This is a genomic window from Duganella sp. Root198D2 (assembly GCF_001428585.1).
GTDB lineage: Bacteria > Pseudomonadota > Gammaproteobacteria > Burkholderiales > Burkholderiaceae_D > Rugamonas.
The window spans coordinates 246,872-266,438 of the sequence record NZ_LMIC01000049.1; the positions used below are offsets into that span (position 1 = coordinate 246,872).

Below are 19,567 nucleotides of genomic sequence, written 5' to 3' on the forward strand. Positions count from 1 at the left end.
AAGCAAATAACTTTGCCAATACCGATAACTAGGAGACACGATGAGACAGCATGTTTTATCCCGTATTCTGATGTTGATTCCCCTCGCGCTGCTCGCGGCCTGCGGCAGCGGCAGCGATGATCCCCCGCCTGCGCCGGCTGTCCCGCCCATCACCGGCACCACCTACGTCGCCTCGATCCGCTACACCTCCTACGGCGTACCGCACGTCAAGGCGGAAACCTTCAAGGGCGCCGGCTACGGATATGGCTACGCCTTCGCCAAGGAGAACATCTGCCTGTATGCGGAGGAAATGGTGACGCTGCACGGCGAGCGCGCCAAGTACTTCGGCGGCGCCGGCGGCTACCTTGGCCAGCTGGGCGACACCTTCGGCAACATCGATTCCGATTTCTTCTACAAGCTGCTGTTCACGCCAGCGCTGGCGGCCAGGATCAAGGCCGCATCCAGCACCGATGCGCAGGAACTCACCTCCGGCTTCGTGGCCGGTTATAACCGCTACCTGAAAGAGACCCCTGCCGCCAGCCTGCCAACGGCATGCAACAACGCCGCCTGGGTGCAGCCGATGACGGAAGACGATGCCTACCTGCGTTTCGCCCAGGCCGCGATGGCCGGCAGTTCGCTGGCCTTCATCAAGCAGATCGGTTCCGCGCAGCCGCCGAAAAGCGCCACGGCCGCGCTGCTCAAGCGCAGCAAGCCGCGCCTGCTGGCTGCATCCGATTACGCCAACTCTTCGATTGCCAAGGGGCTGCAGACTATCCAGGAGCACACCATCGGCTCCAATGGTTTTGGCCTGGGCAAGGACGTGACGCAGTCCGGCAAGGGCATGGTGTTCGGCAATCCGCACTTCCCATGGTGGGGCGCGCTGCGCCTGAACCAGTTGCACCTGACCGTCACCGGCAAAGGCTACGACGTGTATGGCGCCACGCTGCTGGGCGTGCCGCTGCCGCTGATCGGCTTTAACGACAAGGTGGCGTGGACCCACACCTTCTCCACCGACAACCGCTTCACGCTGCGCTACCTGGCGCTCGACCCGGCCAACCCGACGCGCTACATCAAGGATGGCAAGCCGGTGGCGATGACGGCGGTGCCGCTGACGATCAGCGTCAAGGGCGCCGACGGCGCGCTCACGTCGCTGTCGCGCACCCTGTACACCACCGAGTTCGGCCCGATGCTGATGGACAGCTCCTTCGCCTGGGGCACGTCGTCAGGGTTTGCGATCCAGGACGCCAACCTGGCCAACTACAAGCTGATCGACCAGATCATCCTGAATGGCAAGGCCGGCAGCGTGGACGACTTGCGCACCGCGGCGTCTACCTACGTCGCCCTGCCATGGGTGAACACCATGGCGGCCGACATTGCCGGCGACACGCTGTATGGCAACTTCTCCGTGGCAGCCAATGTGCAGAATGCGCAACTGGCCGGCTGCGTGCCCGGTGCGGCACAGGGCGCGCCGTTCCAGGACATCATGGCTACCACCGGCGTGGTAGTGATGGCAGGCACCTCATCGGCCTGCGACTGGTCGGGCGCGATCGGCGCAGCCCAGCGGCCTTGGGTCAAGCGCAGCGACTACATCCTGAACGCCAACGACAGCCACTGGTGGCCGTCCTCCAGCACCTTCCTCACCGGCTATCCCAAGATCATTGCCACCGGTCCGAACCAGGAAGGTGCGCCGCAGAACAACCGCACCCGCACCGGCCACGCCATCGTGCGCGACCGCCTGGCCGGCACCGACGGCGTGGCGGGCAACCGCTTCACCATGGCCAACCTGCAGCAGATCTATCTGCAGGCGCGCTTCTTCAAGGCACAGAAATGGCTGCCTGAATTCACTGCCGCCTGCCTGGCTTCCGGCACCGCAACGGCAGCGGCCAAGGATGCCTGCGCCGTGCTGGAATCGTGGGACAAAACCCATGCGCCAGGCAGCGAGGGCGCAATCCTGTTCTTTGAGCTGTACGCAGCGCTGGGTGAACTGAATGCGGCATCGTGGTGGAGCGTGCCTTACAATCCGGCCGACCCGCTGGAAACGCCGCGCGGCGCTGCCGGCATTCCTGCCGCCATGGCGAAACTGGAGACGCTGGTCGCCAGCAGCCAGTTCGACACCGCGGCCAAGCGCCGCACCCGCCCGGAAGAAGTGCAGACCATCTCGCGCCCGGACGGCGCCCTGGCCGTGCCGGGCGGGCGCTATACCTTCATGAACTGGCGCGGCGTGAAGAACCAGATCTATCCCGGCATCTGGATTTATACGGCCGATTCGAAAACCAATGCCGGTGCCTATGGCAACAGCTATATCCAGTTCGTGACCTGGGACGAGCGCGGACCGGTGGCGGAAGGCATCCTGACCTACAGCCAGTCCTCCAACCCCGAGAGCCAGCACTTCAACGACGAGACCAAGCTGTATGCCAAAGGCCAGTGGATCAAGCTGCCGTACACCGAAGCCCAGATCACCTCCGACCCGGGCTACAAGCTGGTTGAGGTCTCGGAGTAATTATCCGTTGCGGCGGGCGGCGCGGCAGGCTTCGAGCTGGGTGCGCAGTTCGGTGGCTTCAGCCAGGTAGTTGTCGCGCGCGGTGGCGGCGCCGACCAGTTCCATTTCCGCCGCCAGCTTGGCGTCGGACAGCGTCGCTGCAATAGCGACGCTGCGTTCGAGCTGGCCGCGCAGGTCGGCGATCTGGGCATCCTTGCCTTCGATCGCCAACTGGTCCTTGGCCTTGCCGACCAGGGCGTCGGCCGCGATATTGCGCGCGTTACGCAGCTCTCCGTTCAGGCGCGTGATCTGGTCCTCATTTTCCTCCAGCGTGGCGTTGGCGGCTGCCAGCTGCGCGCGCAGGTCCTCGATCTCGCTGCGTAGCGGGCCGCCCACCTGTTGCGCCGCCTGCTGCACCCAGCTGTTCAGTGCAGCGGTGACCGATTCGGGAATTTCCAGTGGGGGGATGCTGTGCTCTGCCATGTCCGGCTCCGGTGAGGGGTCCACAATCCAGACACGATACCGAACGATTTGCCATAGGGCAATGGATGAAAGGAAACTGAAAGCTCCCGTTTAATACGCTCGGATTTGCTTCTTGGTAACAAACCGAGGGTAACAAAATAATAGGGAGACAAGCATGAAGTGGTTCCATCACCTGAAGATCGGGAGCAAGCTGCTATTCGCGTTCAGCCTGGTCATTGCGTTCACCTGTGTGATGGGCTTGTTCTCCATCCTCGAGCTGGTCAAAGTCAGCCAGTCCTCGACCGATATCGCCACCAACTGGCTGCCGGCAGTGCGCTACGTGGGACAGGTGCAGACTTCGCTGGCGCGCTACCGCATCTCCGAGGCCAGCCACATCCTGGTGGATGAAGGCGATGAGATGACGGCCATCGAAAAGTCGATGGCGACCCGCCTCGAAACGATGCGCAAGCAACAAGAATCGCTGGCCGCGCTGGTGACCGATGCCGAGGAATCGCGCATTTACGCCGACCTGAAACAGGACATCGAAGCCTACCTGGCGCACAGCACAAAACTGGTCGCGCTGTCGCGGGCAGGCAACAAGGAAGAAGCGCGCGTGCTGTTCCGTGGTGCTTCCAACAAGGTTTACCGCAAGCTCAACGAGCAGTTCGAAGCGCTGTCGAAATATAACGACGAAGGCAGCAGCGGCTCCGAGAAGGCAGCCGCGGAGCGCTTCGACATGTCGCGCACGCTGATCATTGGCATGCTGGCCGCGCTGGTAGTGGTGGGGGTGCTGCTGGCGCTGTGGGTGGCGCGCATTGTGGCCACGCCTCTGAAGGAAGCGGTCGTGGTGGCGCAGCGCGTGGCCGGTGGTGACCTGAGCGCCAGTATCAGCGTCACTTCACGCGATGAAACGGGCAAGCTGATGCATTCGCTGCGCGAGATGAACGACAGCCTGGCGCACGTGGTGGGCCAGGTGCGCGGCGGCACCGATGCCATTGCCACCGCCTCGGCGCAAATCGCCAGCGGCAACCTGGACCTGTCGGCCCGCACCGAAAACCAGGCCAGCTCGCTGGAACAAACCGCGTCGGCCATGGAAGAACTGACTTCCACCGTGCGCCAGAACGCCGACAACGCACGCGAGGCCAACCAGCTGGCGCAGTCGGCATGGAACGTGGCCAGCGATGGCGGCAAGGTGGTGCAGCAGGTGATCCTGACGATGGAGAACATCAGCGCTGCCTCGGGCAAGATCGTCGACATCATTGCCGTGATCGATGGCATCGCGTTCCAGACCAATATCCTGGCGTTGAATGCCGCGGTGGAAGCGGCGCGCGCTGGCGAACAGGGACGCGGCTTTGCCGTGGTCGCCTCCGAAGTGCGCAACCTGGCCCAGCGCAGCGCCTCGGCGGCCAAGGAAATCAAGCAGCTGATCGATGATTCCGCGCTGCAGGTGAGTTCGGGTACCCAGCTGGTGCAGCAGGCCGGCAGCACCATGGAACAGGTATTGGCCAGCGTGCGCCGCGTCAGCGACGTGGTGGCGGAAATCTCGGTTGCCAGCGCCGAGCAAAGCACCGGCATCGATGAAGTCAACCGCGCCATCGGCCAGATGGACGAAGTGACGCAGCAGAACGCCGCCCTGGTCGAGGAGGCGGCCGCCGCCGCCGGTGCGCTGCAGGAGCAGGCCGCGCAATTGGCCGGTGTCGTCAGCCAGTTCCGGCTGGCGGGTCCAGCCGCGGGACGGCAGCTGGCGCTACGCTAAAGGCCTGCAGGAAGCAGGCCTGCCGAAAAATGGGTCGGCGCCATGTTTTGTTGTATCCTCGGTCAATGACCAATGCTTTAGAGCGCCTGCCGGAGTTGTTGCTGGATGCCGTCTTCATGGTGGACGAGGGCGGGCGGATCGTATTCGTCAACCCAGCCTGCCGCGCAATTTTCGGTTATGCGCCGGAAGAAATGATCGGCCGCATCATCCTCGATTTCATCCATCCCGACGACAAGAACAAGACCGTGGCGGAAATGGGACATGTGCTGCTTGGCCGTGACGGCCTGGGTTTCGAGAACCGCTACCTGCGCAAGGACGGCAGCGTGGCCCACATCATGTGGACGGCGCGCTGGTCGCCGCAAGACCGCCTGCGCATCGGCGTGGCGCGCGACATCAGTGAGCGCAAGCTTGCCGAGCAACGCCAGGCCGGCATGCTGGCGCTGGCCACGGCCGCCCACGGCGCGGAAACGCTGCCCGAATTATTCTGCGCTTTCGACCAGATCCTGCAAGGCTTGCTGCCGCTGCGCGGCATGGCCGTGGTGCTGCAGCCGGGCGAACGGCTGGTGTATTCCAGCACACCCGGCGGCACGGCACCGTCGGACGCGGCGGGCTGGCATCACCTCAGCCTGTCGGCTTCCGGCATCGCCTTTGGCGAGATGCAGCTGGACCTTGGGCGCACCGGCACGCTGTCGGCCAAGGAAATCGATTTGCTGGAATTTACAGCCGGCCAGGCCGGCGCCGTCATCGAAAGGCTGGCGCTGCATGCCGACCTGGCGCATGCCGCGCGCTATGACGAGCTGACCGGACTGCCGAACCGGCGCCTGTTCCAGGACCGCATCCTGTCGGCCATTGCGCGCTGCCGGCGCGGCCAGTCGCGCGGCGCCCTGCTGTTCATCGACCTGGACGACTTCAAGCAGGTCAACGACGAGCATGGGCATGTGGCTGGCGACCAGCTCCTGCATGCCATTGCCCGCCGCATCACTTCCTGCGTGCGCGAAGCCGACACGGTGGCGCGCATCGGCGGCGACGAATTTGTCGCCTTGCTGGAAAACGTGGCCGACCAGGCTCAGGCCGAGGCCCTGGCCCGCAAGATCCAGCAGGTGATCGCCACGCCCTTGGTGCTGGCCGGCCGCACCGTGCGGCCGCATGCCAGCATCGGCATCGCCCTCTACCCCGCGCACGGTGAAGTCATCGACCAGCTGATGCGCCATGCCGACCAGGCCATGTATGCATCGAAGGCCGCGCGCAAGGCGGCAGCAAGCTAACGGAGCACGTCCCGGCTACAGCGCTGGGTTATCATAGAGCTTTGGTCCCGTATCGATGCTTGTGCGGGATCTGCATCAAAATATCGCTGATCTGCCGCTAAATACAGGGGAATTGTAATAACGCCTCTGCCGCGCGCCTTTATTCTCTAGAATCGCAGATGTCTTTAATTTTTAACTTTGCCCGGGCGGTAACAATGGAGGAAGGTTGGTGACCCAACTTTGCATGGAAAATGTTGGCGCACCGCTGGGAATTGCATCCGAGGGCCCGAAAGTGGCGATACTGCTGGGCACATTCCGCGGCCAGGAGTATCTGGCGGAACAGCTCGATTCATTTGCGGCCCAAACCCATTCCAACTGGGAAGTATGGGCATCGGACGATGGCTCGACAGATAATACCCTGGCGATACTCGCGCTTTTCAAAGACCAGTGGCCCCCTGGGCGCCTGTCGGTCCTGGCGGGACCGGCTAAAGGATTTGTTTCAAACTTTTTGGCCCTGACTTGCAATTCAAGTATCCAGGCGGATTATTACGCTTATTCGGACCAGGACGATATCTGGGAGGCCGATAAACTCGAACGGGCCCTGGAATGGCTGGAAAGCGTTCCAGCCGATGCTCCTGCACTGTATTGCGCACGTACGCGGCTGGTTGATTCGAATAACCGGGAGATCGGCTTTTCTCCCTTATTTGGCGATCCCCGCTTTGCCAATGCATTGGTGCAGAGTATTGCCGGTGGCAATACCATGGTTTTCAATAATGCCGCCCGTGCGCTGCTGCTGCAGGCAGGGCCGCAAATACCGGTGGTTTATCACGACTGGTGGCTTTATATGGCAGTGACAGGATGTGGCGGCAAGGTTTTCTTCGACCCGGTTCCTACGCTGCGCTACCGGCAGCATGAGGCAAACGTTGTCGGGGTAAATTCAAGCTGGCAGGCGCGCTTCCAGCGCATGCGAAAACTGTGGCAAGGGCAGCACAGGAAGTGGTACGGGGATCATATTGCGGCGCTGCGCAGACTGGAAGACCGGCTGACACCGGAAAACAGGGAAATTTTGAACCAGTTTGCCCAAGCCCGTGAAAAGAGCCTGATACCCCGCCTGGTCCATCTGCGCCGCAGCGGCGTCAGTCGACAAACAGGGCTTGGCAATATCGCCCTGTTTGCGGCTGCCATTTTCAACAAACTATGACCTGACGGCGCGACTCCATGAACATTCTCGTAACAGGCGGTGCCGGCTACATTGGCTCCCACACCTGCGTTGAACTGCTGGCGGCAGGGCACAGCATTGTGGTCTTTGATAATTTCAGCAATAGCCACCCGGAATCCCTGGCCCGCATCGAGCGGATCAGCGGCAAGCGGCCCATCCTGGTTGAGGGCGACATCCGTGACCAGGCCGCCATCGAACAGGCCCTGCGCCACTATCGATGCGAAGCAGTGATTCATTTTGCCGGCCTGAAAGCAGTCGGCGAATCGGTCGAAAAGCCGCTTGCCTATTACGACTGCAATATCATTGGCACGCACCGCCTGCTGGGAGCAATGCAGGGTTGCGGCGTGCGCACCCTGGTTTTCAGTTCCTCGGCAACGGTGTATGGCGAGCCCCAGCGTCTGCCCCTGACCGAAGACCATCCGCTGTCTGCGACCAATCCTTACGGCCGCAGCAAGCTGTTTATTGAAGACATGCTGCGCGACGTATACCGTGCCGACCCAAGCTGGCGCATTGCCATCCTGCGCTACTTCAATCCGGTGGGGGCCCATGAAAGCGGCCTGATTGGCGAAAATCCCCAGGGCATTCCCAACAACCTGATGCCGTTCGTGGCACAGGTGGCGGTAGGCAGGCGTGAATACCTGAATGTATGGGGCGATGACTATCCGACTGCCGACGGCACGGGCGTGCGCGACTATATCCATGTGGTGGACCTGGCGTCAGGACACCTGCAGGCCTTGCAGCGGCTTGCGTCGCCGCAGTGTTCGGAAATTAACCTCGGTACCGGCAACGGTTACAGCGTTCTTGAGGTGGTGAAGGCCTTCGAGCGCGCCAGCGGCCAGGCTGTCCCATACCGCATCTCGCCGCGGCGTGCCGGCGATGTGGCGGCGTGCTATGCCGACCCGGCCCGGGCGGAGCGCGACCTGGGTTGGAAGGCGCAGCGTGGTCTCGAAATAATGTGCCGCGACCATTGGAACTGGCAGAAGCAAAACCCGAACGGATATGAATAAAACCGATGGTTTGCTAAAATATCGGCCTATTTTAATATCTGATGGCAGTTGTTTATTAGGAAATCGCTGGAAATGAGCCAAATAAGAAAAGCCGTATTTCCGATTGCGGGGCTGGGAACGCGTTTCCTTCCCGCTACCAAAGCATCAGCCAAAGAAATGCTGCCGGTGGTGGATAAGCCGCTGATTCAATACGCGGTTGAGGAAGCTTATGCTGCCGGGATCCGGCACATGATTTTTGTGACCGGCCGTACCAAACGCAGTGTGGAAGACCACTTTGATACTGCCTACGAACTGGAAAATGAACTCGAACTTGCCGGTAAGGCCGATCTGCTGAATATCGCCCGCAGCATCGCCCCGGAGGACATGATTTGCACCTATGTGCGCCAGCCGCGCGCCTTAGGTCTGGGCCACGCTGTGTTGTGCTCGAAAGAACTGGTGGGCAACGAGCCGTTCGCGGTCTTGCTTGCCGATGACCTCATGGTGGGAACGCCGTCGATCATCGCACAGATGGTCGAACAGTTCTCCGATTGGCGTGCAACTATTCTCGCCGTGCAAGACGTACCGCGCGAAGAAACCAGGCGCTATGGGATCGTTAGCGCTGAAAGCGTCACACAAGACATCGTAAATGTGACAGGGATTGTGGAAAAGCCAAGTCCAGAGGCGGCACCAAGCACGCTCGCCGTCGCAGGGCGTTACATCCTGACGCCCGGAATTTTCAAAGAACTGGAAAATTTGCCGCGCGGGATTGGCGGGGAAATCCAGCTGACCGATGGTATCGCCAATCTGCTGCGCCGAGAAAAGGTGTTTGCCTATCGCTATAAAGGCGCGCGTTATGACTGCGGCAGTAAATTAGGGTTTTTGCAAGCCACCGTGGACCTGGGCTCCCAGCATAATGAAATCGGGGCCGAGTTTTCCGCGTGGCTGGATCAGCGGAAACCAAAATTATGAAGACATGCGTAAAAAATTAAGCCTCTCGATCATCAGCCACGGGCATCATGTCCATGTGGCTACGCTGTTGCAGCAGTTGGCGAAACTGGATCGAAGTGATTTCGAAGTCATCCTGACTTTGAACTTGCCGGAACCGGTGGCGCTTGAGGCTTTGCCTTACCCGGTAAAGCTGATTCAGAATGCGACGCCGAAAGGCTTTGGCGCCAATCACAATGCAGCCTTCCTTGAAAGCACCGGGGACTATTTCGTCATCCTCAATCCCGACATCGAGTTGCTGAACGATCCTTTCGGTCCGCTGCTGGAATTGGCAGAGCGTGACAGCCTGAATATCTGTGCCCCGGTGATTGTCGATGCCGACGGCCAGGTCGAGGATAGCGCGCGCAATTTTCCAACGCCATATGGTCTTTTCAAGCGCTTGTTGTGCCGCTTACTGGGACGCCCAATCCTGCCTGATACGCTCCGGCAGGATAGCGACACCGTGCAGCCGGACTGGGTGGCCGGTATGTTTGTGATGGTCGCTCGCGCGAACTATGAACGGCTGGGCGGTTTCAACGACGCCTATTTCCTGTACTTCGAAGACGTCGAATTTGGCGCGCGCGCGCGCCTGGCCGGCTGCCATATCCTGGTATGCAAGCGTGCCCGAGTGATCCACCAGGCCCAGCGCGACAGCCATCGGCAACTGCGCTTCATGTGGTGGCACGTGCAAAGCGCGGCTAAATTTTTCGTTTCTTCCGCCTATCTGCGCGTCCTGATCCGGCGCATGGCGAAAGCTGGATAAGCAGCAAGCCTAAATGTAACTTGTGTGACAGATTCCGCGGATCGGTCAAAACGAGGCGGGGGCCTTTCCCTTATGCGGTAAAATCTCCCTTTGCCTGAACGGTAGCTAATTAATAACTTGTTTTAGAGGAAGTCACGATGATCATAGTAACGGGTGGTGCAGGCTTTATCGGGGCCAATTTTGTGCTGGACTGGTTGGCACAATCGGATGAAGCCTTGGTCAACCTGGACATCCTGAGCTACGCCGGTAACCGCGAAACACTGGCTTCGCTGGACGGCGATGCACGCCATATCTTCGTGCAGGGCGACATCGGCGACAAGGAGCTGGTGGCACGCCTGCTGGCCGAGCACCGCCCGCGCGCGGTTGTAAATTTTGCCGCCGAAAGCCATGTCGACCGCTCGATCCACGGCCCGGAAGCGTTCATCCAGACCAATATCGTCGGCACTTTCAACCTGCTTGAGGCCGTGCGTTCCTATTGGGGGGGGCTGGAAGGCGAGGACAAGGCCAATTTCCGTTTCCTGCACGTTTCGACCGACGAAGTATACGGCTCGCTCGGCAAGGAAGACCCGGCATTCACCGAAAATAATCGTTACGAACCGAACAGCCCGTACTCGGCCAGCAAGGCGGCCAGCGACCACCTGGTGCGCGCCTACCACCACACTTACGGCCTGCCGGTGCTGACTACCAACTGCTCCAACAATTACGGCCCTTACCATTTCCCGGAAAAGCTGATTCCGCTGGTGATTCACAACGCACTGGCCGGGAAGGAGCTGCCGATCTATGGCGACGGTCAGCAGATTCGCGACTGGCTCTACGTCAAGGACCACTGCAGCGCAATCCGCCGCGTGCTGGAAGCAGGCGTTCTGGGCGAGACATATAACGTCGGCGGCTGGAATGAAAAAGCGAACCTCGATGTGGTGTACACCTTGTGTGCGATCCTGGATGAATTGAATCCGCGCGCCGATGCGCAGTCGTACAAGACCCAGATCACCTTCGTTAAAGACCGTCCGGGCCACGACAAACGCTATGCGATCGATGCCAGCAAGCTGGAGCGCGAGCTGGGCTGGAAGCCGGCCGAAACCTTCGAAACGGGCATCCGCAAGACCGTACAGTGGTACCTGGCCAATGCGGCTTGGGTGGAGAACGTCACCAGCGGCAACTACCGCAACTGGGTTGCGAAGCAATACGCATGAAGATCCTGCTGATCGGCAAAAATGGACAGGTAGGGCATGAGCTTCAGCGTACCTTGCTGCCTTTAGGGGAGCTGGTGGCGCTGGGGCGCGATGGCCTCGACCTGAGTGATCTCACGGCAGTGAAACAAGTGCTGGAAAGCCAGGCAGCGGACGTGATCGTCAATGCCTCCGCTTATACGGCGGTTGACCGCGCCGAAGCCGACGAAGCTGGCGCACAGGCTGTCAACGGCGCCGCTGTTGCCGCAATGGCCGCATATGCCAGCGCCCGCAATGCCTTGCTGGTGCACTACTCGACCGATTATGTGTTCGACGGGGACAAGCCTGCGCCATACGTGGAAGACGATGCCACTGCGCCACAAAGCGCCTACGGACGCAGCAAGCGTGCCGGCGAAGAAGCCATTATGGCGAGTGGCTGCAAGGCCCTGGTGTTCCGCACCAGCTGGGTATTTTCGGCACATGGCGGCAACTTCATCAAGACCATGCTGCGCCTGGCAGGCGAGCGTGACAGCCTGAACGTGGTGGCCGACCAGTTTGGCGCACCGACTTCGGCCGAGCTGATCGCCGACGTCACCGCGCTGGCGGTGGCCGCCTATCGCCGCAGCGCGCTGGCCGGCGGCATTTATCATTTGACCGCTGCCGGTGCCACGAGTTGGCACGGCCTGGCCAGCTACGCCATCGAACGCGCCAAGGTGCACGGCGCAGCGCTCAAGGTCGACCCGGAGCAGATCAAGCCGATCCCGACGGAGGCTTATCCAGTACCGGCCAAGCGGCCCAAGAATTCCCGGTTGGACACCAGCAAGCTATCTACCGCCCTCGACCTGCAACTTCCCGACTGGAAGATCCACGTCGACCGCCTTATTGAACAACTTTCCTGAACGGACATCCGCATGAAACGCAAAGGCATTATTCTCGCCGGCGGCTCCGGCACCCGCCTGCACCCGGCTACGCTTGCAATCAGCAAGCAATTGCTGCCGGTATTCGACAAGCCGATGATTTATTACCCGCTCAGCACCTTGATGCTGGCCGGTATCCGCGACATCCTGATCATCTCGACGCCGCAGGACACGCCGCGCTTCCAGCAACTGCTCGGTAACGGCGAGCAGTGGGGCCTGAACCTGGAATACGCGGTGCAGGAATCGCCGGACGGCCTGGCGCAGGCCTTTATCATTGGCGAGCGCTTTATCGGCCAGTCGCCGTCGGCGCTGGTGCTGGGCGATAACATCTTCTACGGACACGAATTCCAGGACCTGCTGAGCAATGCCATGGAACGCAACGAAGGCGCCAGCGTATTTGCCTACCACGTGCATGACCCGGAACGCTATGGCGTTGCTGAATTCGACAACCAGCGCCGCGTCTTGTCGCTGGAAGAAAAGCCGGCCAAGCCAAAGTCGAACTACGCCGTGACCGGCCTGTATTTCTACGACAACCAGGTAGCCGAACTGGCCAAGAGCCTGAAACCGTCGCCGCGCGGCGAACTGGAAATCACGGACCTGAACCGCCTATACCTGGAGCAGGGCAAGCTCAACGTCGAAATCATGGGCCGCGGCTACGCCTGGCTCGATACCGGTACCCACGAGTCCCTGCTCGAGGCGGGGCAGTTTATCGCAACGCTGGAAAACCGCCAGGGCTTGAAGGTGGCCTGTCCGGAAGAGATCGCCTTCCGTCAGGAATGGATCGACGTGGCGCAGCTGGAAAAGCTGGCACGCCCGCTGGCAAAGAATGGCTATGGCCAATACCTGCTGCGCATCCTCGATGAAAAGGTCTATTAATGAACGTAACGCGTTTACAAATCCCTGATGTGCTGCTGCTGGAACCCAAGGTGTTCGGCGATGATCGCGGTTTCTTTTACGAGAGCTTCAACCAGGCCCGCTTCGACGAGGCCGTTGGGCACAATGTCACTTTCGTACAGGATAACCATTCGCGCTCGGTCAAGGGCGTGCTGCGTGGCCTGCACTATCAGATCCAGCACGCGCAGGGCAAGTTGGTACGGGTCGTGTCCGGCTCAGTGTTCGATGTCGCTGTCGACCTGCGCAAGAGCTCACCAACTTTCGGCCAATGGGTCGGTGAAATCCTGAGTGCTGAGAACAAGCGCCAATTGTGGGTTCCTGAAGGATTCGCACACGGCTTTGTCGTGCTCTCCGAGAGCGCTGAGTTCCTGTACAAGACCACCGATTACTGGTTCCCCGAATTTGAACGCAGCTTGGCCTGGAACGACAAGACGGTCAACATTGCCTGGCCAATCGCCGAGGCGCCACAACTGTCGGGTAAAGACCAGCAAGCCAAGGTTCTGGCCGAAGCGGAGCATTTTGCGTGAGCCGTAAAAGTTTGACAATTAACCCGCATGCTGCGCAGCCAACTTCGCTACTTGCGCTCGGAGCCAGCCTGTGGCGGCACCGGCAACTGATCGCGCAAATGACGCGGCGCGAAGTGGTTGGTCGCTACAAGGGTTCCGCTTTGGGGTTGACCTGGTCGTTCTTCAACCCGGTTTTCATGCTGGTGGTGTACACCTTCGTCTTCTCCGAGATCTTCAACGCACGCTGGGACGGCCTAGGTGCAAATGCAAGCAAAACTCAGTTTGCAATGGTGCTGTTTGTCGGCATGATCGTGCTCGGTTTGTTCAACGAGCTCGTCAACCGCGCACCGGCGCTGATTTTGGGCAATGTCAATTACGTCAAGAAGGTGGTGTTTCCGCTCGAGATATTGCCGGTGATCGCCCTGTGCGCATCCTGTTTTCATAGCCTCATCAGTTTGGCTGTGCTGCTGGTGGCGTTCGGCCTGTTCAACGGCTATGTACCGTGGACCGCAGTGTTCATTCCGTTGATCCTGTTGCCGCTATGCGTACTGACGCTCGGCCTGGCCTGGATCCTGGCTTCGCTGGGGGTCTTCCTGCGCGACGTCGGCCAATTCGTCACGATCATCACCACGGTGCTGACATTCTTGTCGCCGGTATTCTATCCCGTCACCGCGGTGCCGGAACGCTTCCGCGACGTGATCATGGCAAATCCGCTGACGTTTATCATCGAGCAGGCACGCGGCGCCTTAATAGCAGGGAAGATTCCTGACTGGCCGGGATTGGCCTGCTACACCGTGATCGCAGGGATTTGTGCCTGGCTGGGCTACGTCTGGTTCCAGAAAACACGCAAGGGTTTCGCAGATGTCCTCTGAGCAATTGGCTATTTGCGTCAACAACCTGGGAAAGCGCTTTGAGGTCTATGACAAGCCGCGCGACCGCCTGAAGCAATTCCTGCTGCCGCGCCTGTGGCGCCTGGCCGGGCAGCCCCAGCGGCAGTATTTCAAGGAATTCTGGGCGCTCAAGAACGTTTCCTTCGAGGTCAAAAAAGGGGAAACCGTTGGCATTATCGGCCGTAACGGCGGCGGAAAATCGACGCTGCTGCAGATTATCTGCGGCACCCTTACGCCAACCGAAGGCAGCGTGCAGACCAACGGGCGGGTCGCCGCGTTGCTGGAGCTGGGCTCGGGCTTTAACCCGGAATTTACCGGACGCGAGAATGTCTACCTTAACGCGACGGTCCTTGGCCTGAGCCGTGAAGAAGTCGATGCGCGCTTCGATGCTATTGTCGAGTTCGCTGATATCGGCGACTTCATCAACCAGCCGGTCAAGACTTATTCCAGCGGCATGTATGTGCGCCTGGCGTTTGCGGTGATTGCCCATGTCGATGCTGACATCCTGATCATCGACGAAGCACTTGCAGTCGGTGACGTGTTCTTTCAACAGAAATGCATGCGCTTCCTGCGCGGATTGCAAGAGCGCGGCGGCACCGTGGTGTTTGTCAGCCATGACACCGGCGCCGTCGTAAGCCTGTGTGACAAGGCTGTGCTGCTGGTGCGCGGGCAGTTGCCGCTGATTGGCAAGACCGACGAAATTTGCCGCAAGTACATCGAAAACGTCTACGCCGAACGCGGTCCCACCGCTCCCGAGGCGGATGCGCCGACGGCGACGCAATCTGCTCGGGATGTTGCGCCGCTCTTGATTGAGAGCGAGCCATTGGCCGAAAACCTGGTCCGCATCACGCCGTTCCGCGATCAGGCCCAGTCCTTCGGCAAGGGCGGGATCAGCATCCTCGACGCCTGGTTCGAAGACGCTGCGCAGTCGCGCCTGTCGATGGTTGACGGCGGGGCGGAGGTCACCTTCTGCATCAAGGCGCGGGTGTGGCAGGCCATTTCCTATCCGGCATTCGGCTTCATGCTCAAAGACCGCCTCGGACAGTTCGTGTTTGCAGAAGGCACCGACCAGGGCTTCCGCAATCGTGCGCCAGCGCTCGGGCCAGGCGACACGATGCTGGTGCGTTTTTCGTTCCGCATGCCGATCCTGATCCAGGGCGAGTACTCGATGAACGTTGCGGTGGCTGAAGGCGCCGGGGACGATCATGTCCAGCACCATTGGATCAACGATGTGCTCTCGCTGCACAGTTTGAAGAGCCGGCTGGTACATGGCATTTGCGGTTTGCAGGATTTATCTATGAGCATGCAGGTAACACGCGTGAATTTGGAGTAAGGATGGGAATTGTTGTAACGAAATACGGGCGCATGCATGTCATCGAATCCGATGCGGTAGTATCGAGATCCCTGAAGCTGTATGGCGAATGGGCTGACGACGAATTGTTGCTGCTGAAGGCACTGATTGTGCCGGGCATGAGCGTGCTCGACGTTGGCGCATTCATCGGCACCCACACCTTGGCCTTCGCCAGTTTTTGCGGCAGTCAAGGCGCGGTGACCTCGTTCGAGCCGCGCCGGGAGATCTTTTCCGTCCTCGCCGCCAACGTCGCCTTGAATGGATACGGCAATGTGACGGTCCACAATCTCGGGCTGGCCGAAAAGGCCTTTGAGCTGACGCTCGAGGCCCTCAACCTGGATGACGGCAGCAACTTCGGCGGTTTGGCACTGGAAGGCGCGGGGACGGCCTCGACTGCCGCCAGCTACCAGACTGGCGTGGTCACGCTGGACAGCCTGGCACCGGAACGCGTGGACTTGATCAAGCTCGACGTCGAAGGCATGGAGGCCCGTGTTCTGGCTGGCGCAGCGGCGACGATAGCACGCTGCCGACCGATCGTGTTTTGCGAATGTAATGACTTGGAGGGCGGCGCTGAACTTTTGGCATTTTGCCGCGCAAACGGCTATGCGATGCATGGCTATCTGGCACCGGCCTTCAATCCGGCCAATTTCAATGGCCAGGCAGAGAATGTATGGGGCGATGGCAAAGAACTGGCGCTGTTATTACTGCCGTCGGAAAAAGCCCAGCAAAACCTCGATAAGCTGCGCGCGCATCGCATATTTGCAGTGACGCGCGTCGACGACCTGGCCTTGGCGATGTTGTTTAAGCCGCAGTATGTGCCGGAGATATTGCAACAATCTTCAGTCGCTTTACAGATGGGAACCAGGTTTCCATCGCCGCTGGCAAGTGATCTTCAGGCCGAGCTTGGCGGTGCCGGGAAATTGCTCGCACGCGGGCATGATGAATTTACCGCGCTGGAGGAGCTGGTGCGGCAAAGTGGCCTGGAGTTGAAGACCTTGCGCGAGGCCAGCTTATACGACGAAGCTCTTCATGAAGACTTGATGCGGCAGCGCGAATCCGAGTTGCAGACCTTGCGCGCAGTCAGCGTGTATGACGATGCGGTGCATGAGGACATGATGCGACAGCGGCAGGCCGAGTTGCATGCGTTGCGCGAAGCCGGCGCGCGGGCTGACTCCTTGCATAAAGAGGTTTTGCGGCAGCGCGATGTCGAGTTGAAGTGTTTGCGCGAAGTCATGGCGCAGCAAGAATTTGTGCATCAAGCCATGCTGCGCGTAGCCGTTCGCTTTGATGCTGAGAATACCCTTCTTAAGGCGCAGGTCGCGCAGGCCACTATGCAGTTGGCACGGCAAAATACGCACCTCGTTGACAGTGAAGCGCGAGCTCAAGCGCACATCGCCGATCTCGAAAGTCGCCTGAGGGCGATCTACGCTTCACGCTCCTGGCGCCTCACGCGGCCATTGCGCGGACTGGCGCAGAGCGTGCGAGGTACCCCGTTTGATGACGCGGCCGCGATCCCCAACTTTGTATTCCGGGCGATGCCCACCGCCGCGGCACCTGGACCATTGGCCGGCAGCGACGTGACCACGGCAGTGGCGCCGGTGCCGTCGGCCGGAAGACTGTATGCTTTCCTGGCAGATGGCAGTTTGCGTCATCCTGCGATCATTTTCGACCATAACGGTGGCGGCGGCAGTAATTCCTACAGCCGCGAGATCATCCGCTCGATGGTGGCGCAAGGCGAGATGGTACTGCGTGTGTATTGTTTTGAGGCGCAGTGGTTTGTCCAGTGGGTCGACGGCGAGAAAGCAAGCTTGTATGTAGCGGCTTCGCTGGAACAAGTCATGGACTTGATACAGGCGGCCGGTACCCGGAGCATCGTCGTCAATTCCGTCTATGGTTACATGGATGTGGCGGCAGCCTGCAACGCCATCGCCAACCTGGCACGCGGCACCGGTGCTACCCTGGACTTCAAGGTGCATGACTTTCTGGCGTTGTGCCCTTCGCCGCACCTGTCGGACTTCGAGCAGAAATATTGCGGTGTCCCGGCTGACCCCGACGTCTGCAGATCTTGTCTCAAAGTTAATCATGCGTGGTACCATAGCTGGTTCCCAATTGAAAATCGTCCAAGCGAGATCAAGGCCTGGCGTAAGCCATTTGCCGACTTGTTCGATGCAGCGACCACGATTACCTTTTTTGACGCGTCGTCGGTCCCTATCCTGCGCAAGGATTTCAGCTTTGACGACAGCAAGGTGCACGTGGTACCGCATAGCAGTACGTATTTCACCGCAGCGCGTCCAGTCAGTATCGATGGGCCGTTGCATATCGGGGTATTGGGGACGCTGTCGCATTTGAAGGGCGGCAACGCGGTCGTCGCGCTACAGGAATACATTGAAGAGCAACAACTGCCAGTACCGCTGACCGTGGTGGGACAGAGCTATACGCCGCTGTCCGACAAGGTGACTGTCATTGGTAGTTATGCCACAGATGATTTGCCCGACATTGTCGAAAAATTGGGCATTAATGTAATTTTCATGGCCACAATCGTGCCGGAGACGTTCAGCTACACCATCTCCGAAGCAATGGAAATGGGCTTGCCCATTGTCGCCTTCGACATCGGCGCACAAGGCAATCGCCTTAAAGATTATGTTTTAGGAAAAGTAATTCCGCTTGGGGCCTCGCCGCAGACTATGTTAGCGGCCATGGAATCCTGCCTTAAAGCCGCACAGGAGATGAAGAAATAATGCTGGTCTATACCTCAATTACCAAGAGCTATTTGCCTAAGGCGAGGGTGCTTGCCAAATCGGTCAAGCGTTTCCATCCGAATTGGACGTTTGTCCTGCTGTTCTCGGACGAGTTGCCGACCGGCTTTGATTTGCAGCAAGAACCGTTTGACGAGGTGCTTAGCATTGACCAGTTGGGCATTCCCGATTGGCGCAGCTGGGCCTTCGGCCATGCCGTTGTCGAGTTATGTACGGCCGTCAAAGGGCCGGCAGCGGCGCTGCTGGCGCAACGGCCAGGGGTCGACAAGATCATGTACCTGGATCCGGACATCAAGGTCTTCAACTCCTTGGCATCGATCGAGGATGGCCTCGACGAGCACGAGATCTTGCTGACGCCGCACCTGCTCGACGCGGAAGGCACTTTGCATGCCATCATGGACAACGAGATTTCGGCGCTCAAGCACGGTGTATACAACCTGGGATTCTTCGCTGCGCGCACCTCGGGCCAGGGCCTGAGCTTTATCAAGTGGTGGGCAGACCGCCTGTATCATTTCTGTCGCGATGACATTCCCGGCGGCTTGTTCACCGACCAGCGTTGGTGCGACCTGGCGCCGGCGTTTTTCAGCAAGCTGGGCATCATTCGCGATCGCGGCTGCAACGTCGCGACCTGGAATATTGCCCATCGCCCCCTGTCACAAGATGAGCAAGGTACGCTCCTGGTGGCTGGCGTGCCTTTACGTTTCTATCACTTTACGAGTTATGACAACGGCAATGGCATGGGCATGCTCAAGCAGTACGCCGCGAACCAGCAGCTTGCCTTCGATCTGTGGGAAGGCTATGGCGCAGACCTGCGCAATGAGGGCCATGGCGCGCCTCAGTATCAAGGCTGGAATTACGCGCATTATGAAAACGGCGAAGCGATTCCCGTGCAAGCGCGCCGCCTGTACCAACTCAGGGGCGATTTGCGCCAGGCATTCCCTCAACCGTACAGTGTTACCGAGCCGAGCTTCCTGAGCTGGTGGAAAGCAGAGCAGGCGGCACAGTCCGCCGCGCAAGTTGAGGTGGCGGCATCGCAGCCGCAGGTGATTTATCAGCGCACAGTGATTGGCCAAATCTTCAAGGGTATTCTCTCGCCGTCGCGTGGTTTGCAAGTGCTGCGCGTGTCGGCCCGCGTGCTTAAGCACGAGGGCTTGGCGGGATTGTGGCACCGTATCCGCAATTACTCTTGAACCGAACTGATGAGGCAATGAC

At 59.8% G+C, this 19,567-nt stretch carries 16 protein-coding genes; 15 read left to right on the plus strand and 1 reads right to left on the minus strand.

Features of this window, described 5'->3' with window-relative positions; genetic code table 11:
• Positions 1-70: 70 nt before the first annotated feature.
• On the plus strand, positions 71-2,479 hold the full coding sequence (locus ASE26_RS26595; protein WP_057247230.1) for a penicillin acylase family protein: 2,409 nt from the start codon (positions 71-73) through the stop codon (positions 2,477-2,479).
• Here ASE26_RS26595 and ASE26_RS26600 read toward each other — a convergent pair whose 3' ends face one another.
• A complete protein-coding gene (locus ASE26_RS26600; RefSeq protein ID WP_055938235.1) occupies positions 2,480-2,941 on the minus strand; it encodes a hypothetical protein in 462 nt (153 codons plus the stop codon).
• A 154-nt stretch (positions 2,942-3,095) separates the two neighbouring features.
• Between ASE26_RS26600 and ASE26_RS26605 the strand changes: the two genes are divergently transcribed.
• The 14 genes from ASE26_RS26605 to ASE26_RS26670 all read left to right on the plus strand — a co-directional run bounded on the left by ASE26_RS26605 (position 3,096) and on the right by ASE26_RS26670 (position 19,545).
• On the plus strand, positions 3,096-4,676 hold the full coding sequence (locus ASE26_RS26605; RefSeq protein WP_057247231.1) for a methyl-accepting chemotaxis protein: 1,581 nt from the start codon (positions 3,096-3,098) through the stop codon (positions 4,674-4,676).
• Between the two features lie 65 nt (positions 4,677-4,741).
• On the plus strand, positions 4,742-5,941 hold the full coding sequence (locus ASE26_RS26610) for a diguanylate cyclase domain-containing protein (RefSeq protein ID WP_057247232.1): 1,200 nt from the start codon (positions 4,742-4,744) through the stop codon (positions 5,939-5,941).
• 208 nt (positions 5,942-6,149) lie between these two features.
• Complete coding sequence (locus tag ASE26_RS26615; RefSeq protein ID WP_229208214.1) at positions 6,150-7,121, plus strand: glycosyltransferase family 2 protein; 972 nt, start codon at positions 6,150-6,152, stop codon at positions 7,119-7,121.
• Positions 7,122-7,138: 17 nt separating this feature from the next.
• Positions 7,139-8,146 carry a UDP-glucose 4-epimerase GalE gene (gene galE / locus ASE26_RS26620; RefSeq protein ID WP_057247234.1) on the plus strand — a complete coding sequence of 336 codons (1,008 nt, stop codon included), beginning with the start codon at positions 7,139-7,141 and terminating at the stop codon, positions 8,144-8,146.
• Positions 8,147-8,218: 72 nt separating this feature from the next.
• Complete coding sequence (gene galU / locus ASE26_RS26625) at positions 8,219-9,094, plus strand: UTP--glucose-1-phosphate uridylyltransferase GalU (protein ID WP_057247235.1); 876 nt, start codon at positions 8,219-8,221, stop codon at positions 9,092-9,094.
• Positions 9,039-9,872 carry a glycosyltransferase gene (locus ASE26_RS26630; protein WP_082591483.1) on the plus strand — a complete coding sequence of 278 codons (834 nt, stop codon included), beginning with the start codon at positions 9,039-9,041 and terminating at the stop codon, positions 9,870-9,872. The genes galU and ASE26_RS26630 overlap by 56 nt, the downstream gene beginning before the upstream one ends.
• 137 nt (positions 9,873-10,009) lie before the next feature.
• The gene (gene rfbB, locus ASE26_RS26635; RefSeq protein ID WP_057247237.1) at positions 10,010-11,065 is read left to right on the plus strand and encodes a dTDP-glucose 4,6-dehydratase; all 1,056 of its coding nucleotides are present in this window, start codon (positions 10,010-10,012) and stop codon (positions 11,063-11,065) included.
• On the plus strand, positions 11,062-11,940 hold the full coding sequence (gene rfbD / locus ASE26_RS26640) for a dTDP-4-dehydrorhamnose reductase (RefSeq protein ID WP_057247238.1): 879 nt from the start codon (positions 11,062-11,064) through the stop codon (positions 11,938-11,940). Before rfbB ends, rfbD begins: the two co-directional genes overlap by 4 nt.
• 12 nt (positions 11,941-11,952) lie before the next feature.
• Positions 11,953-12,834, plus strand: a complete 882-nt coding sequence (gene rfbA / locus ASE26_RS26645) for a glucose-1-phosphate thymidylyltransferase RfbA (protein WP_057247239.1) — start codon at positions 11,953-11,955, stop codon at positions 12,832-12,834.
• A complete protein-coding gene (gene rfbC, locus ASE26_RS26650) occupies positions 12,834-13,379 on the plus strand; it encodes a dTDP-4-dehydrorhamnose 3,5-epimerase (protein WP_057247240.1) in 546 nt (181 codons plus the stop codon). The genes rfbA and rfbC overlap by 1 nt, the downstream gene beginning before the upstream one ends.
• Positions 13,376-14,230 carry an ABC transporter permease gene (locus ASE26_RS26655; RefSeq protein ID WP_057247241.1) on the plus strand — a complete coding sequence of 285 codons (855 nt, stop codon included), beginning with the start codon at positions 13,376-13,378 and terminating at the stop codon, positions 14,228-14,230. The genes rfbC and ASE26_RS26655 overlap by 4 nt, the downstream gene beginning before the upstream one ends.
• Positions 14,220-15,581 carry an ABC transporter ATP-binding protein gene (locus tag ASE26_RS26660; protein ID WP_057247242.1) on the plus strand — a complete coding sequence of 454 codons (1,362 nt, stop codon included), beginning with the start codon at positions 14,220-14,222 and terminating at the stop codon, positions 15,579-15,581. Before ASE26_RS26655 ends, ASE26_RS26660 begins: the two co-directional genes overlap by 11 nt.
• 2 nt (positions 15,582-15,583) lie before the next feature.
• Entirely contained in the window at positions 15,584-18,337 is a 2,754-nt protein-coding gene (locus ASE26_RS26665) for an FkbM family methyltransferase (protein ID WP_057247243.1), read from the plus strand.
• Positions 18,337-19,545, plus strand: coding sequence for a hypothetical protein (locus tag ASE26_RS26670; RefSeq protein WP_057247244.1), 1,209 nt, complete (start codon positions 18,337-18,339; stop codon positions 19,543-19,545). The genes ASE26_RS26665 and ASE26_RS26670 overlap by 1 nt, the downstream gene beginning before the upstream one ends.
• Positions 19,546-19,567: the final 22 nt, after the last annotated feature.